Below are 14,717 nucleotides of genomic sequence, written 5' to 3'. Positions count from 1 at the left end.
ATTGCGAGCGGAGCGAAGCAATCCAGGGTCGCGCCACGCTGATCGATCGCGCGCCGCCCTGGGTCACTTCGCTGCGCTCGTGATGACGGGGAGGCAGCTCACGCCGCCTCAGTCGATATCCTCGACCGCCTCACCGCCGCCGTAGACCCGCTGCGCGAGCGAGGCCTCCATGAACGGGTCGAGGTCGCCGTCGAGCACCTCGTCCGGATCGGTGGACTGGGTGCCGGTGCGCAGGTCCTTCACCAGCTGATACGGCTGCAGCACGTAGGACCGGATCTGGTGGCCCCAGCCGATATCCGTCTTGGCGGCGGCCTCGGCGTTGGCCTTCTCCTCGCGCTTCTTCAGCTCCAGCTCGTACAGGCGGGCGCGCAGCATGTTCCAGGCGGTCGCCCGGTTCTTGTGCTGGGAGCGCTCCTGCTGGCACGCCACCACGATCCCGGTGGGGTTGTGGGTGATGCGCACCGCCGAGTCGGTGGTGTTGACGTGCTGGCCGCCGGCGCCGGACGACCGGTAGGTGTCGATCCGGCAGTCGGATTCCTTGATCTCGATCTCGATCCGGTCATCGATCACCGGATAGACCCAGACGCTGGCGAAGCTGGTGTGCCGCCGGGCGCTGGAATCGTAGGGCGAGATCCGGACCAGACGGTGCACGCCGGATTCGGTCTTGAGCCAGCCGTAGGCGTTGTGGCCCTTGATCAGGAGCGTGGCGCCCTTGATCCCGGCCTCCTCGCCGTCGGTCATCTCGACGACCTCGACCTTGTACTTCCGGCGCTCGGCCCAGCGGGCATACATGCGCTGGAGCATGTTGGCCCAGTCCTGGCTCTCGGTGCCGCCGGCCCCGGCATGGACCTCGAGATAGGTGTCGAAGCCGTCGGCCTCGCCCGACAGAAGCGTCTCGACCTGCCGGCTCGCGGCCTCCTTCTCGACGGCCAGGATCGCCGCCTCGCCCTCGCGGATCGAGGATTCGTCACCCTCCATCTCGCCGAGCTCGATCAGCGTGGCGCCGTCCTCGAGGTCGCGCTCGAGCTTCTTGATCGCCGTGACGGCCTCGTCGAGCTGCTGCCGCTCGCGCATGACCTTCTGGGCGGCCTCGGCGTCGTTCCAGAGGTCGGGGTCCTCGGAAGCCGCGTTCAGCTCCGCGAGGCGTTTATCGACTGTGTCCCAGTCAAAGATGCCTCCTCAGCAGCCCTATAGACTGCTTGGCGGCATCCGAGGCTTGCTCGATCTCGGCGCGCATCTGGCTTTTCGGGAATGGGGTGTGGGGAGAGAATGGAAGCTCGTCGGGTCGGGGTGATACCCCCCGTGACCCGGCCTGTAAACGCTTCCCCGCCACGTCGCCCGCCGCGTCGCCCGTTGCCCGTGCGGCGCCCAACCGCAGGGATGGCGGCGAGCCGGCGAGCCTCGGGCGCGTTGTCGGGGACGAGCGAGACGGCCCGGGAGGCAGGCGGATGGCGGACGATCACGCGGCGACGTGGAAGGACTTCAACGAGGCCGTCAACATGACGCCGGCGGCGCTGAGGAAGCACCTCGACAGCGCGGCGAGCCGGGAGGTCGGCCAGAAGAAGGACGGCGGCGAGTCGACCGGGCACGAGATGGGCCGGCGGATCCTGGCGATCAAGGACACCAAGAAGGCCGACCTGACGGACGACGACTACGCCGCCATGCGCAAGGTCGTGGGCTACGTCCACCGCCATCTCAAGCAGGGCGGCGAGGCCCGGAAGGACCCCGACTCCCCGTGGCGGATGTCGCTGATGAACTGGGGCCACGATCCGCAGAAGGATTGAGGCCCCGGAACGCCCGGCGGCTCAGTAGCGCGGCGGCACGATGTAGGACGGAGCGATCACGTACTCCCGCGGCCGCTTGCGCGCGCCGAACCGCCCCTCGGTGATCTGGTCGTTGTAGTAGTCGAACCCGGTGTAGCCGAAGCCGCCGCCGTTCATCACCTCGGCCACCGGCACGGCGGGCTGGGCGAGATCGGGCCGGCCCGGCGGCACCACCACCTGGCAGCAGCCCTCGGTCTGCAGGACCGTCGGGCCGTTCGGGGCGGTGAACACGAAGGCGCGGGGCTGGTAGGGCGCCGGCGGGTAGGCGGCGTCGGAGGCCGAGGCGCCCTGCCCCGCCAGGAGGGCGAGCAATCCGGCGGCGATCAGAATCTTGGTGCTCACGCGATGCTCCGTCAGGGGGCCGGGCGGGCCGGCATCTGGCCTACAGTCTAGCTGATCGCGGGCGGCTTGTCCGGCCCGTCCGAATCGACCGGTTACCGAAATTCCGGGCGGGTTCAGCCCCGCGCGCGCAGCACGACCTGCGGGCTCGCCGGGACGGGGCGGCAATCGGTCGTGAAGGCGTTGACCGGCAACGGCTTCGAGTCGCACGCGTACACGTCCGCCGGCCCTGGCGCAGGGATCGGGTCCCGGGCGATGATCGGGTTCGGCGCGCAGGCCGAGGCCGCGGCGGCGAGCAGCAGGGCGGCGATGAGGTTCAGGCGGCGCATGCGAGACTCGGGACGCGGGAAGACCCCCGCACCTGACCCTGGCCATCGCGCCCCGCGCTGACAAGCGCCGGCGCGGGGCGCCGACACCTTTGACGGCGTCTGTCGCCCCGCGGCAACAATTTGCGCGGGCCGGTCTAGCCGGTCCGGGCCATCGGCAGGACGTTGTGCAGCGTCTTGTCGGTGCCGTCGAAGAACCGGCGGATATTGCGCGCCGCCTGCCGGATGCGCTGCTCGTTCTCCACGAGCGCGATGCGGACGTACTCGTCACCGAACTCGCCGAAGCCGATGCCGGGCGCGACCGCCACGTCGGACTTCTCCAGGAGCAGCTTGGAGAATTCGAGGCTGCCCAGTTCCCGGTACCGCTCGGGGATCGGCACCCAGGCGAACATCGACGAGGCGGGCGACGGGATGGTCCAGCCGGCCTTGCCGAAGGACTCCACCAGCGCGTCGCGACGCTTCCTGTAGATGCTGCGCATCTCGTGGATGCAGTCGTCCGGGCCGTTGAGGGCGGCCGTCGCGGCGACCTGGATCGGCGTGAAGGCGCCGTAATCGAGGTAGGATTTCACCCGGGTGAGCGCCGCGAGCAGGCGCTCGTTGCCCACCGCGAAGCCCATCCGCCAGCCGGCCATCGAGTAGGTCTTCGACAGCGAGGTGAACTCCACCGTGCAGTCGATGGCGCCGGGCACCTGCAGCACCGACGGCGGCGGGTTGTTGTCGAAATAGACTTCCGCGTAGGCGAGGTCCGACAGCAGGATCAGCTCGTGCTGCTTCGCGAAGGCCACGAGGTCGCGGTAGAAGTCGAGGCTCGCCACGTAGGCGGTCGGGTTCGACGGGTAGCAGACGACCAGCGCCACCGGCTTCGGGATCGAGTGGCGCATGGCCCGCTCCAGGGCGGGGAACATCGCCGGCGTCGGCTCGGCCGGCACGGAGCGGATGACGCCGCCGGCCATCAGGAAGCCGAAGGCGTGGATCGGGTAGCTCGGGTTCGGCACCAGCACGACGTCGCCCGGCGCGGTGATCGCCTGGGCCATGTTGGCGAACCCTTCCTTGGACCCGAGAGTCGCCACCACCTGGGTGTCGGGGTTCAGGGTCACGCCGAAGCGCCGCTGGTAATAGCCCGCCTGGGCCTTGCGCAGGCCCGCGATGCCCTTGGAGGCCGAGTAGCGATCCGTGCGCGGCCGCCCGGCCGTCTCGCACAGCTTGGCGATGACGTGCTTCGGCGCGTCCAGATCCGGGTTGCCCATGCCGAGATCGATGATGTCGGCGCCCTGCGCGCGGGCGGCAGCCTTGATCCGGTTGACCTGCTCGAAGACGTAGGGCGGCAGTCGCTTGATGCGGTGGAAGTCGGTCATGGGCGTGTCCATCGGCGCGTCCCGGATCCGGCGTCTCTCGTTTGGGCCGGTCGGGCGAACCACGTGCTCTACCAGAGTTGCGGGCCGCCGCCGACCCTGAAAAAGGGCCGCTACTGCGACGCCGCCGGAGCCGGCTTGACGGTGGCGGCCGCGCCCCGCCCGGCGCTCTCGGCGGCCCGCCCCCGGGCCTCGTTGCGGCCGCGGGCACCTTCCAGCTCCGCCTCCAGGGCCTTCTGGCCCGTGACCGACTTGGCCCGGACCGGCCGCTTCGGCGCGTCGACGCCCACCGGCATGAAGTCGGGCTGCGCCTTGCTGCGGGTGTCCGTGACGAAATCCGGGGCCGCGACGACCCGCGGCCCGTAGCCTGCATCGGAGGCCAGCGAGCGGACGACGTCGCCCGAGCAGGCCCCGAGCGCGCCGACCAGCACGCCCAGGCCGGCCGCGCGCGTCAGGCGGCGCAGCGGACCGGCGCGATGCGGGCGGATAGCGGGGTTCAAAATGGCACGATCCATCGTCACATGCGTATGAAAAGATCGGCCGGATGTTTCGGCGACGTCCTGAGCCGGGCTGGCGAAAACTCTGGCTCGCTCCTTATTTTGTCGGAAACGAGGCCCGCGCCATCGGGTCAACAGATGAAGCACAGGGAGGCACGTTTGACGAGCCCGCAGGCGCCGGATCGGACCGCCCCTCCGAAGTCGGTCTCGAACGGCGCGATGCCGGACGGCACGGTCGCCCCGATGCCGGATTTCGAGGCGATTTCCCGCAATGCCGGTCAGTTCGTCGAGGCGATGGGGCGCAACGTCGCCCGCCTCCTCGGGCCCGAGGGCCAGGCGGGCGCACCCGGCAGCGAGATGAACGAGGCGGCCAAGGTGCTCGGCCAGGTGGCCGAGGCCTGGCTCGCCGATCCGAACCGCAGCGCCGAGGCGCAGGCGCGCCTGTCGCAGGCGTTCCTGTCGCTCTGGGGCTCGACCTACCTGCGCCTGCAGGGCCAGCCCGCCGATCCGGTGGCGCTGCCCGAGCCCCGGGACGCGCGCTTCGCCCACGCCGAGTGGACGACCAACCCGTATTTCGACTTCCTCAAGCAGGCCTACCTGCTCGCCACCCGCTGGGCGGAGAGCCTCGTCGATGAGGCCGAGGGGCTCGACGCGCACACGCGTCACAAGGCGCAGTTCTACCTGCGCCAAGTGACCAGCATGCTGTCGCCCTCGAACTTCCTGCCGACCAACCCGGAGCTGATCCGCCACACCCTGCAGGAGAACGGCGCCAACCTCGTCCGCGGCCTCAAGATGTATGAGGAGGATCTGGCGGCCGGCGGCGGGCAGCTGCGCGTGCGCCAGACCGACCCGAGCGGGTTCGAGGTCGGGCGCAACATGGCGGTCACCCCCGGCGAGGTGGTGTTCCGCAACGACCTGATCGAGCTGATCCAGTACGCGCCCACCACCGAGACCGTGCTGCGGCGCCCGTTCCTGATGGTCCCGCCCTGGATCAACAAGTTCTACATCCTCGACCTCAATCCGCAGAAGAGCTTCCTGAAGTGGATGGTCGACCAGGGCCTGACGGTCTTCTGCATCTCCTGGGTCAATCCCGATTCCCGCCACGCTGACAAGGACTTCGAGTCCTACATGCGCGAGGGGATCGAGGCGGCCATCGACGCGATCGGCGTCGCCACCGGTGAGAGCGAGGTCACGGCGGCGGGCTACTGCGTCGGCGGCACGCTGCTCGCGGTGACGCTCGCCATGCAGGCGGCCACCGGCAACCGGCGGATCAAGAGCGCGACGCTGCTCACCACGCAGGTCGACTTCACCCACGCGGGCGACCTGAAGGTCTTCGCCGACGAGGAGCAGATCCGCCAGGTCGAGGCGCGCATGGCCGAGCAGGGCTACCTGGAGGGCGCCCGCATGGCGAACGCCTTCAACATGCTCCGGCCGAACGACCTGATCTGGCCCTACGTCGTGAACAACTACATCAAGGGCAAGGCACCCTCGGCCTTCGACCTGCTGTACTGGAACTCCGACGCCACCCGGATGCCGGCGGCCAACCACTCGTTCTACCTGCGCAACTGCTACCTCGACAACACGCTGGCGCAGGGGCGGATGGTGCTCGGCAACGTCCGCCTCGACCTCAGGAAGGTCCAGGTGCCGATCTTCAACCTCGCGACCCGCGAGGACCACATCGCGCCGGCGCTGTCGGTCTTCGAGGGTTCGAAGGTCTTCGGCGGGAAGGTCGATTTCGTCCTCGCCGGCTCCGGCCACATCGCCGGCGTGATCAACCCGCCGTCCAAGCCGAAATACGGCTACTGGACCGGCGGCCCCGTGAAGGGGACGCTCGAGGAGTGGATCAGGGCCGCGGTCGAGACCAAGGGCTCGTGGTGGCCCTACTGGTTCCAGTGGATCGAGGCGCAGGCCCCGGAGCGGGTGCCGGCCCGGCAGCCGGGCGGCGACGCGCTGCAATCCTTAGGGCCGGCGCCCGGCACATACGTGCGGATACGCGCCTGAGGTGCGCGACGTACGCGGATCGATGGGTCAACAGCCGCGACGATCACGGAGCCGCCCGGTCATCACGAGCGGAGCGACGTGACCCGGGGCAGCGCGACACCTGTCGGCGTGGCGCTGCCCTGGATCCCTTCATTCCGCTCGCGAAGACGGCGGCAGCGCGGGACACGACCGGAGCTGCCCGTCAGTACTTCCGCACGAGCGGCGCCGGGGCCGGGGCCGGCGGCGCGCCGAAGACGTAGCGGAAGCCCACCGAGACGATGTCGGCGCTGGAATCCACCACGCCCGCGAAGGCGATGTTGCTGATGTTGTAGTCGCGGCCGATGCCCGCGAGGATCCGCGAGCGGTCCAGGAAGAAGTGCGAGTAGGCGAGGTTCAGCGTCAGCTGCTGGCTCCAGCGGTAGCTGGCGCCGACCGAGACGTTGTACCGGTCGCCGTCCGGCAGGCGCACCGAGCGGTTCCGGAAGTCGATGGGCGAGGTCTCGTAGGCGAAGCCGGTCCGCAGCGTCAGGTTCGGCGACGCGTCGTACTCGGCGCCGATCGCGTAGGTGAACCCGTCTTTGTAGTTGAGCGGCAGGTTGTTCACCGGCAGGCCGATCGTCTTCGACACGATGCCGATGGTGCCGAGCCTCGACCAGTTGTCCCACTCGAAGCCGAGATTCACCCGCGCCACCGGCGAGACCGCCTGGGTCAGGCCGACGCTCAGCTTCTCGGGCGTGTTCAGCTTGGCGCGGACCTGTCCGGCCAGCGGCGCCAGGGCGACGAGCGGGACGCCGATCGAGCCGTCGATGTCGTGGTGCACCGAGGAGCGGTAGCCGATGCCCAGCACGGTCCCGTCGCGGGGCGTCAGCGTGGCGCCGGCGGTGAAGCCCGCGCCCCAGGACTCACCCTTGAGGAAGGAGCTCGGATACGAGGTCGGCAGGATGCCGGGGATCGGCAGCGCCTGCCGCAGGGTCAGGCGGAAATACTCGATGTTCGGGCCGGCCGCGATCGAGAGCCACTCGTTGACCTTGAAGCCGATGACCGGGTTGATCGCCAGCGAGAAGATCCGCGACGAGCGTCCGTAGACCTCGCCGGCCCACACGTCCCGCGGCTTGGTGACGAGGCCGAAGGGGGCGCCGGTCGAGAGGCCGAGCCACAGGCGGTCGTTCAACTGGTACGAGGTCGCGCCCGCCGGCACGACGGCGCCCTGGCCCAGCTCACCCGAGCCGCCCAGCCGCGCGAAGCCCGGATTGGTGCCCGGCGCGGGCCGGATCTCCGAGGACAGGCCGATATAGGTGAAGTTCTGCTCCGCGACGAAGCCCGGGTTCATCGTGATCGTCGCGGGATTCCAGAACATCGACGAGACGCCGCCCGATCCCGACGCCGCGCCCGCGAAGGCCAGCCCCTGGGCCTCGGTGCTCTGCTCCCGGATCCCGAACGCCCCCGCCTGCACCGGCCCGGCGCCGAGGACCACCGCCGTCGCCGCCAGCATCGCAGCGCGAACCGTCCCGCCCATCTCTTCCCCCAAACCTTCGTTCTGCTGGGCGCCGTCGATTGTTCGAGACCGGTTATGCGGCGACCTTCCATGCATGGTGCCGGTTTCGGGTGCGGAACCGCAATGACCCCGACCATTTTCGACACCGAGAGGAATAGTAGTAGATAAGGAGCGGTAAACGGCACCTTCACGAGCGAAAGCCCGTGATGATCGAGATTTTTCAGTCTTGATCCGAGCTGTCACACCGAGATGGCGGCAGGAACAATATATCCGAACGTCGCCGACCCTGCACTTTTCCGCAGTCCTGTTGCCCTGCGGCGACACCCGGCGGACCGACACGCCGACGCGGCCGGCCTTGCACCCGGGTCGAGGCCCGGCCATGGTCCCGGCGTCCGGCGCAGACCGGTTCAGGGAAGGATGAGGAGTGCGGCCATGAAGCTCTTCCGGCACGGCCCGAGCGGCGACGAGAAGCCCGGCCTCGTGGATGCCAGCGGGGGGCTACGCGACCTGTCGGGCATCGTGCGCGACATCGCCGGGCCGGCCCTCGCGCCCGACTCGCTGGCGCGGCTGCGCGCCCTGGATCCCGAGACCCTGCCGAAGCTGCCCCCGGACGTGCGGCTCGGCCCCTGCGTCGGCGGCACCCGGAACGTCGTCGCCATCGGCCTGAACTTCGCCGACCACGCCGCCGAGACCGGCTCGCCGATCCCCGCGGAGCCGATCATCTTCAACAAGGCCCCGTCCAGCCTGTGCGGGCCGAACGACACGGTCATCATTCCCAAGGGGTCGCACAGCACCGACTGGGAGGTGGAACTCGCCGTGGTGATCGGGCGGCGCGCCAGCTACGTCCACGCCAACGAGGCGCTGAGCTACGTTGCGGGCGCCTGCATCTGCAACGACGTCTCCGAGCGCGAGTGGCAGATGAACCGCGGTCCGACCTGGACCAAGGGCAAGAGCGCGCCGACCTTCGGCCCTCTCGGCCCCTGGCTGGTGACCCTCGACGAGATTCCCGACCTGAAGAACCTCGCCATGAGCCTCGACGTGAACGGCGAGCGCCGTCAGACCGGCTCGACCGCAACGATGATCTTCGACGTTCCCCAACTCGTCGCCTACGCGTCGCACTTCATGCTGCTGGAGCCGGGCGACGTGATCACCACCGGCACGCCGCCGGGCGTCGGCCTCGGCATGAAGCCGCCGCACTACCTCAAGGCCGGGGACGAGATGGTCCTGCGCATCGACCGGCTCGGCGAGCAGCGACAGAAGGTCATCGCCTTCGACGACTGGACCGCCAAGGTCTCGTCCGGCGAGCCGACGCACTGACAGACGGGCTGACAGACGGGCTGCCGCCCGCGTCCGGGCGGCGGCCCCGCGTCCAGGCAACGTCATCGATATTGGCGAGCGCCCGGCACCCGCGACCGACGGGATTTATATACTCTCGATTGAATTATGGATTGATTTTATTATTGTAAGTTATATCGTCGACCTTGATCGGTTAAGACTGTATTATATTATAGCTGTAAAATGCCCGCCTCGTCGATCGGGCCCGGCATGACTGCGAAAACTGATTTCCCCAATGACCGGACCTCCGGATCGGAGTCCGAGCCACCGACGCTCAGGTCGATCGAGATCCTGGCCGATGCCGTCAAGCAGGCGGCGCAGGAGAAGACCGGCCGGATCCGGCGGATCACGGCGCAGACCAAGATCCTCGCCCTCAACGCGCTCATCGAGGCCGCGCGCGCCGGAGATGAGGGACGCGGCTTCGCGGTCGTCGCCCAGGAAGTGCGCGCCCTCGGCGAGTCCGTGGACGTCATCGCCGGCGAGCTGGAGCTTCACCTGTCCGGCCGCATCGTCGAGCTGCAGCGCACCGTCGAGACGATGGCGGGCCGCGTCCAGGGAGAACGCCTGGTCGATCTCGCGCTCAACGCGGTCGAGCTGATCGATCGCAACCTCTACGAGCGGACCTGCGACGTGCGCTGGTGGGCGACCGACGCCGCCGTCGTCGCCTGTGCGGCCGATCCCGGCCCGGCCGCGGCGGCCTTCGCGGGCGACCGCCTCGGCATCATCCTCTCGGCCTACACGGTCTATCTCGATCTCTGGATCTGCGGCCTGGACGGCCGCATCCTCGCGACCGGCCGCGCCGATCGCTACCCGGGACTGCAGGGCCGGAGCGTCGCGGGGGAAGCGTGGTTCCGGGAGGCGCTCGCCCTGGAGAGCGGCGACGCCTTCGTCTGCGCCGACGTGCGGCAGGAGGATGCGCTGGGCGGCGCGCAGGTCGCCACCTACGCGGCGAGCGTGCGGGCGGGCGGTCAGGCGACCGGCGCACCGCTCGGCGTCCTGGCGATCCACTTCGACTGGGCACCGCAGGCCCACGCCATCGTTTCGGGGATCCGGGTCGCGCCGGAAGATCGGGGGCGCACCCGCGCCCTGCTGGTCGATGCCGGCGGCCGGGTGCTGGCCGCCTCGGATCAGGTCGGCCTCCTGACCGAGCGGGTCTCCTGCCGGATGGACGGCGAGACGAGCGGAGTCGTGCGGGATCCGCGGTCGGGCACGGTCACGGCCTTCCATCGGACACCGGGATACGAGACCTATCGCGGGCTGGGCTGGTACGGCATGATCGTCCAGACCGACCCCTCGGTCGGAGGTTCGGGCGCGAGGCCCGCTTGATTTCTGGCCGCCGATCCGGCTCAAACACCGCATGAGCGCGACTTCCCTCCCCGGTTCCCAGCAGCCCGACCTCGGCGACATCCGCCACGACTGGAGCGTGGCGGAGATCCGCGCGATCCACGACCTGCCGCTGATGGACCTCGTGTTCCGGGCCGCGCAGGTGCACCGCCGGCACAACGACCCCGCCGACATCCAGCGGGCCTCGCTCCTGTCGATCAAGACCGGCGGCTGCCCGGAGGATTGCGCCTACTGCCCGCAATCGGCCCATCACAAGGGCGCGGGCGTCGCGCGCGAGCGGCTGATGCCCGTGGAGACGGTGCTGGCCGAGGCGGCCGCCGCCAAGGCCGCCGGCGCCCAGCGCTTCTGCATGGGCGCCGCGTGGCGCCAGCCGAAGGACGGCCCGGAATTCGACGCGGTGCTCGCCATGGTGCGCGGCGTGCGCGGCCTCGGCATGGAGGCCTGCGTGACGCTCGGCATGCTCACGCCTTCGCAGGCCGGACGCCTCGCCGAGGCTGGGCTGACCTCCTACAACCACAACCTCGATACCGGCCCGGATTTCTACGAGGACATCATCTCCACCCGGACCTACGACGAGCGCCTGCAGACCCTCGCGAACGTCCGCGAGGCCGGGATCGGCGTGTGCTGCGGCGGTATCGTCGGGATGGGCGAAGGTGTCACCGACCGCGCCGCGATGCTCCAGGTTCTGTCCAACCACGCCCCCCATCCGGAAAGCGTGCCGATCAACGCCCTCGTGGCGGTGCCCGGCACCCCGCTGGAGGACCAGCCGGCGGTCGACCCGTTCGATCTGGTGCGCATGTGCGCCACGGCGCGGATCGTGATGCCGCGCTCCCGCGTGCGGCTCAGCGCCGGCCGCAAGAGCCTCACCCGCGAGGCCCAGGTGCTGTGCTTCCTCGCCGGCGCCAACTCGATCTTCTACGGCGAGCGGCTGCTCACCACCGCCAATAACGGGCAGGACGACGACGCGGCGCTGCTGGCCGATCTCGGCATCCGGGTCGGGGAGCCCGTCCGGGCCGCGGCCGAGTAGCGGCAGCGGGGCACCGTCTCGCGGGTCCGGTCCCGTCAGCCCTCCGGCAGCACGATCCGGAAGCGCGCGCCGCTCAGCCCCTCGGCCTCGCAATCGTCGAGGGTGAGGGTGCCGCCGTTGATCCCGATCAGCTCGGCGGCGATCGGCAGCCCGAGGCCCGTGCCACCGGACCGCATGGATCCCTGGAACGGCGCGAACAGGTTCTCCCGCGCGCGCGCCGGGAGACCGGGACCGTTATCGGCGACCAGGATCGTGACCCGGCCCGGTGCCGCGCGGGCGGCGACCACGCTCACGGCGGCCTCCGGCACGGCCGCCCCGTCCAGCGCCTGCACGGCATTGCGCACGAGGTTGGCCAGCGCCCGCCCGAGCTGCTCCGGATCGGCCTGCACGGAGAGATCGCCCGCCGCGACCTGGACGCTGACCGGATGCGCCGCCAGCGCGGCGAGATCCGGAAGTTCCGCGAAGACCGGTGCCAGCGGCGTGCTGGTGAGGAGCGGCGCCCGCTCGGAGACGCGCCCGTAGGCGAGGGTCGCCTCGCAGAAGCGGATCGCGCGGGCCAGCGTCCCGACGAGGCGGGGGGCCACGCGCTGCACGGTCGGATCCTCGGTCCCCTCCAGGCGGTCGCCCAGGAGCTGCGCGCCGGTCAGCAGGTTGCGCAGTTCGTGGCTGATCTTGCTGACCGCCAAGCCCAGTTCGGCGAGTCGCCGCTTCTGCCGGAGCTGATCGGCGAGGCTGCGCTGCATCCGCCCGAGCGCCCGCTCGGCCTGGCCGATCTCGTCGCTGCGGCGGGACGGCGCGATGATCCGCCCGGCATCCTCCGGATCGTCCGCGAAGGCCGTGATGCTGGTGGCGAGCCGCCGCACGGGGCGCACGATCAGCACCTGCAGCACCACGAAGACGAGACCGGCGGCGGCCGCCGCGATGATCAGCGAGGAGACCAGCAGGCGCAGCGCGTAGTCGATCATGGCGGTGCGCAGCGGCGCCTCGTCGAGCAGGATCTCGACCCGGTCGAAACCGATGCCGCCCTCCCCGACCACGCGGATCGGCTCGTGGACCGGCGCCACGAGGGTGCGCCACGCGCCCCGGATCGCCGACAGGGCGGTGACGTCGCGCAGGTCGACGGTGTCGGCGACCTGCTCGGGCATGGGCTCGATGGCGAGCAGACGCTGGGCGCCGCCGCCGCGGACGGCGATGGCGCGGGCGTTCACGCCGGCCAGGAGCCGGCTCTCGAGCGGCTCGGAGACCGGCTCGCCGGTCCGCCCGTCGAGCACCAGAGCGGCGACCTGCGCGGCCGCCAGGCGGTCGGACATCCACTCGATCCGGTAATTGGCCACCGCCGGCACGTAGGTCAGCACCTCGGCCACCACCACGAACGCGACGGTGACGAGGAACAGGCGCCCGGACAGGCCGAGGCGCGCGGTGCGCCGCTCGGGGACGTCGCGGGCCGGTGCGGGCGCCGGCGTTGCCGGTGCCGCGGCCTGATGGGACTCGAGGGACACGCCGGTCACGCTCCGCGCCGGCATCGCGGATGAGGATCGGCGGAGAGAGGATTGAGAAAGCTCGAGCCGGGTTCGGCCTTCGCGGGATACATGTTCGCAAGCCACAGATTCGCAGGCGGGAATACAGGCTCCCGGCGGCGAGCACTATACGATATCACCCTCCAAGCGGTTGCACGCGCCCTCAGACACCGAAAAACACAGCCGGTGGCGGATCGCGCGTCTCGGCGGCGCATCTCAGCCGCGTCGGGCGCGGCGGCTCAGCAGCATGCTGACCAGGGCGAAGACGGCCAGCATCGCGAGACCTGCAACCATCTTGGGCGTGACCAGGGCGCGCAGGGTCAGGGCCTGGTCGCAGCCGCCCGACCCCGTCGCGAGGCAGGCGGCCCTGGCGGCCTCGTGGGCGGCGACGACGTCCTCGATGCCCGCGCCCGTGGTGGCGTACACGACCGCGCCCGGCAGCAGCCCCAGGAACGTCGCGAGCACGAAGACCCGCATCTTCACCCCGAAGGCGGCGGGCGCGAGGTTGGTCACCCAGAACGGGAACAGCGGCAGGAGGCGGAGCACCGCGATGTAGCCGAAGGCGTCGCGGCGGAAGCCCTCGGCCAGCCCGGCCAGGCGCGTGCCGCCCATGCGCCGCAGCAGGTCGGCGCCGGGCCCGCGGCCGATCGCGAACACGATGGCCGCCCCGGTCGTGGCCGCACAGACCGCGGTGAGGGCCCCCGGCACGATGCCGAACAGGAAGCCGCAGACCATCGTGAGGATCAGCGTGGCCGGCACCGACACGACGACGGCCCCGACATAGAGGCAGTAGGCCGCGACCAGCGCGCGGAGATACCCGGCCTCGACGAAGCCGCGCAGCCAGAGGCGGGACGCGAGCAGGCGGTCGAGGCTGAGGAGTTGCGCGGCTCCCGAGACCAGGACCACCGCCGACACCGTCAGGAGCAGCGCCAGCGGGAGCCAGCGCCGCAGGCGCTTCCAGCGCCCCTCGCGGTTCTCGACGCAGCCTTCGGCGACGGGGGCGTTGCCGGTCTCGCTCACCCGGGCTTGCGCATCCGCAGGATCTTGAAGAACCCGCCCGGGAAGGTCGGCTTCAACCCCAGGACCTCGACGCCGTTGCGCCGCGCCCAGGCCTCGATCCGCGTCGCCTTGAAGTCCGACGACCAACCGATCTTCGTGCAGAGCGGCGCCACGACTTCCTCGACCCGGGCCAGAGGGCCGTCGCTCTGGCCGAAATGGTTGGCGAGGACGATGCCGCCGCCCGGGCGCACCACCCGCAGGAACTCCGACATCGCGGCCTCGGGGTCGGGCACCAGGGTGATCAGGAACTGGGCCACGACGGCGTCGAAGCTCGCGTCGGCGTAGCCGAGGTGGCAGACGTCCATCACCTGGAGGCCCTTCACGTGGGCCAGGTTCCGGCGCCGGACCTTGGCGCGGGCGCGCTTGAGCATGTCCTCGGAGAGGTCGACGCCGCAGACGAAGCTGGCCTTCGGATAGTAGCCCAGCGCCAGCCCGGTGCCGACGCCGGCCTCCAGGATCCGCGGCCCGTGCTCGGCCGCCGCCTCGACGGCGGCGCGGGCCGCGGGCTCGGTGAGCTTGTCGTAGACCACGTCGTAGACGGGGGCCCAGCGGGCATAGGCCTTGCGCATCAGGGCCGTGCTCGGCCCGGCCATCTGCGGCTCGCTCAGCATCGTTCGAAGTTT

Annotated in this window: 14 protein-coding genes; 5 read left to right on the top strand and 9 right to left on the bottom strand. The window is 70.4% G+C overall.

Translation table 11 applies throughout. The features are described 5' to 3' along the window. Window positions 1-108: 108 nt before the first annotated feature. Window positions 109-1,237 (bottom strand): peptide chain release factor 2 gene (prfB, locus tag ACLBYB_RS06725; RefSeq protein WP_106427873.1). Its coding sequence is split into 2 segments (ribosomal slippage): window positions 109-1,167 and window positions 1,169-1,237, totalling 1,128 coding nucleotides; the frame shifts between segments, so codons are not numbered across the junction. Between the two features lie 211 nt (window positions 1,238-1,448). Here prfB and ACLBYB_RS06720 point away from each other — a divergent pair. Then, on the top strand, window positions 1,449-1,784 hold the full coding sequence (locus ACLBYB_RS06720) for a DUF3140 domain-containing protein (protein WP_056531456.1): 336 nt from the start codon (window positions 1,449-1,451) through the stop codon (window positions 1,782-1,784). A gap of 21 nt (window positions 1,785-1,805) precedes the next feature. Here the strand turns inward: ACLBYB_RS06720 and ACLBYB_RS06715 are convergent, their stop codons facing one another. From ACLBYB_RS06715 to ACLBYB_RS06700, 4 genes are all read right to left on the bottom strand, one after another. Continuing rightward, a complete protein-coding gene (locus ACLBYB_RS06715; protein ID WP_447698300.1) occupies window positions 1,806-2,165 on the bottom strand; it encodes a hypothetical protein in 360 nt (119 codons plus the stop codon). 113 nt (window positions 2,166-2,278) lie between these two features. After that, window positions 2,279-2,491 (bottom strand): hypothetical protein, encoded by a 213-nt coding sequence (locus tag ACLBYB_RS06710; protein ID WP_020090818.1) that lies wholly within the window; start codon window positions 2,489-2,491, stop codon window positions 2,279-2,281. Window positions 2,492-2,625: 134 nt separating this feature from the next. Beyond that, the gene (locus ACLBYB_RS06705) at window positions 2,626-3,843 is read right to left on the bottom strand and encodes an LL-diaminopimelate aminotransferase (protein WP_026604561.1); all 1,218 of its coding nucleotides are present in this window, start codon (window positions 3,841-3,843) and stop codon (window positions 2,626-2,628) included. Between the two features lie 110 nt (window positions 3,844-3,953). Next, entirely contained in the window at window positions 3,954-4,340 is a 387-nt protein-coding gene (locus ACLBYB_RS06700; protein ID WP_244492163.1) for a hypothetical protein, read from the bottom strand. Window positions 4,341-4,556: 216 nt separating this feature from the next. On the opposite strand from ACLBYB_RS06700, the gene ACLBYB_RS06695 reads away from it, so the two are divergent. Further along, window positions 4,557-6,338: a PHA/PHB synthase family protein gene (locus ACLBYB_RS06695; RefSeq protein ID WP_447698564.1), complete on the top strand. Its 1,782-nt coding sequence runs from the start codon at window positions 4,557-4,559 to the stop codon at window positions 6,336-6,338. Between the two features lie 181 nt (window positions 6,339-6,519). On the opposite strand, the gene ACLBYB_RS06690 is transcribed toward ACLBYB_RS06695, so the two are convergent. Further along, entirely contained in the window at window positions 6,520-7,833 is a 1,314-nt protein-coding gene (locus ACLBYB_RS06690) for an OmpP1/FadL family transporter (protein WP_447698299.1), read from the bottom strand. 411 nt (window positions 7,834-8,244) lie between these two features. Between ACLBYB_RS06690 and ACLBYB_RS06685 the strand changes: the two genes are divergently transcribed. The 3 genes from ACLBYB_RS06685 to bioB all read left to right on the top strand — a co-directional run bounded on the left by ACLBYB_RS06685 (window position 8,245) and on the right by bioB (window position 11,518). Beyond that, a complete protein-coding gene (locus ACLBYB_RS06685; protein ID WP_447698298.1) occupies window positions 8,245-9,129 on the top strand; it encodes a fumarylacetoacetate hydrolase family protein in 885 nt (294 codons plus the stop codon). A 228-nt stretch (window positions 9,130-9,357) separates the two neighbouring features. Continuing rightward, the gene (locus ACLBYB_RS06680) at window positions 9,358-10,473 is read left to right on the top strand and encodes a methyl-accepting chemotaxis protein (RefSeq protein WP_447698297.1); all 1,116 of its coding nucleotides are present in this window, start codon (window positions 9,358-9,360) and stop codon (window positions 10,471-10,473) included. Window positions 10,474-10,504: 31 nt separating this feature from the next. Next, window positions 10,505-11,518 (top strand): biotin synthase BioB, encoded by a 1,014-nt coding sequence (gene bioB / locus ACLBYB_RS06675; protein ID WP_020090825.1) that lies wholly within the window; start codon window positions 10,505-10,507, stop codon window positions 11,516-11,518. Window positions 11,519-11,553: 35 nt separating this feature from the next. On the opposite strand, the gene ACLBYB_RS06670 is transcribed toward bioB, so the two are convergent. The 3 genes from ACLBYB_RS06670 to ACLBYB_RS06660 form a co-directional block, all read right to left on the bottom strand. Next, window positions 11,554-13,041, bottom strand: coding sequence for a sensor histidine kinase (locus tag ACLBYB_RS06670; RefSeq protein ID WP_020090826.1), 1,488 nt, complete (start codon window positions 13,039-13,041; stop codon window positions 11,554-11,556). A gap of 210 nt (window positions 13,042-13,251) precedes the next feature. Continuing rightward, the gene (locus ACLBYB_RS06665) at window positions 13,252-14,055 is read right to left on the bottom strand and encodes a TVP38/TMEM64 family protein (protein ID WP_447698296.1); all 804 of its coding nucleotides are present in this window, start codon (window positions 14,053-14,055) and stop codon (window positions 13,252-13,254) included. Next, on the bottom strand, window positions 14,052-14,705 hold the full coding sequence (locus ACLBYB_RS06660) for a class I SAM-dependent methyltransferase (protein WP_056531444.1): 654 nt from the start codon (window positions 14,703-14,705) through the stop codon (window positions 14,052-14,054). Before ACLBYB_RS06660 ends, ACLBYB_RS06665 begins: the two co-directional genes overlap by 4 nt. Window positions 14,706-14,717: the final 12 nt, after the last annotated feature.

It is taken from the genome of Methylobacterium sp. D54C, assembly GCF_053345595.1.
Note: the sequence above shows the minus strand (reverse complement) of the source record. Positions and strands in the feature narration are given on the sequence as shown.

Coding starts and splice junctions, on each gene's coding strand:
- ACLBYB_RS06685 (WP_447698298.1), top strand. CDS start 8,245: ATGAAGCTCTTCCGGCACGGCCCGAGCGGCGACGAGAAGCCCGGCCTC.
- ACLBYB_RS06705 (WP_026604561.1), bottom strand. CDS start 3,843: ATGACCGACTTCCACCGCATCAAGCGACTGCCGCCCTACGTCTTCGAG.
- ACLBYB_RS06720 (WP_056531456.1), top strand. CDS start 1,449: ATGGCGGACGATCACGCGGCGACGTGGAAGGACTTCAACGAGGCCGTC.
- ACLBYB_RS06690 (WP_447698299.1), bottom strand. CDS start 7,833: ATGGGCGGGACGGTTCGCGCTGCGATGCTGGCGGCGACGGCGGTGGTC.
- ACLBYB_RS06660 (WP_056531444.1), bottom strand. CDS start 14,705: ATGCTGAGCGAGCCGCAGATGGCCGGGCCGAGCACGGCCCTGATGCGC.
- ACLBYB_RS06670 (WP_020090826.1), bottom strand. CDS start 13,041: ATGCCGGCGCGGAGCGTGACCGGCGTGTCCCTCGAGTCCCATCAGGCC.
- bioB (WP_020090825.1), top strand. CDS start 10,505: ATGAGCGCGACTTCCCTCCCCGGTTCCCAGCAGCCCGACCTCGGCGAC.
- ACLBYB_RS06695 (WP_447698564.1), top strand. CDS start 4,557: ATGCCGGACGGCACGGTCGCCCCGATGCCGGATTTCGAGGCGATTTCC.
- ACLBYB_RS06710 (WP_020090818.1), bottom strand. CDS start 2,491: ATGCGCCGCCTGAACCTCATCGCCGCCCTGCTGCTCGCCGCCGCGGCC.
- ACLBYB_RS06680 (WP_447698297.1), top strand. CDS start 9,358: ATGACTGCGAAAACTGATTTCCCCAATGACCGGACCTCCGGATCGGAG.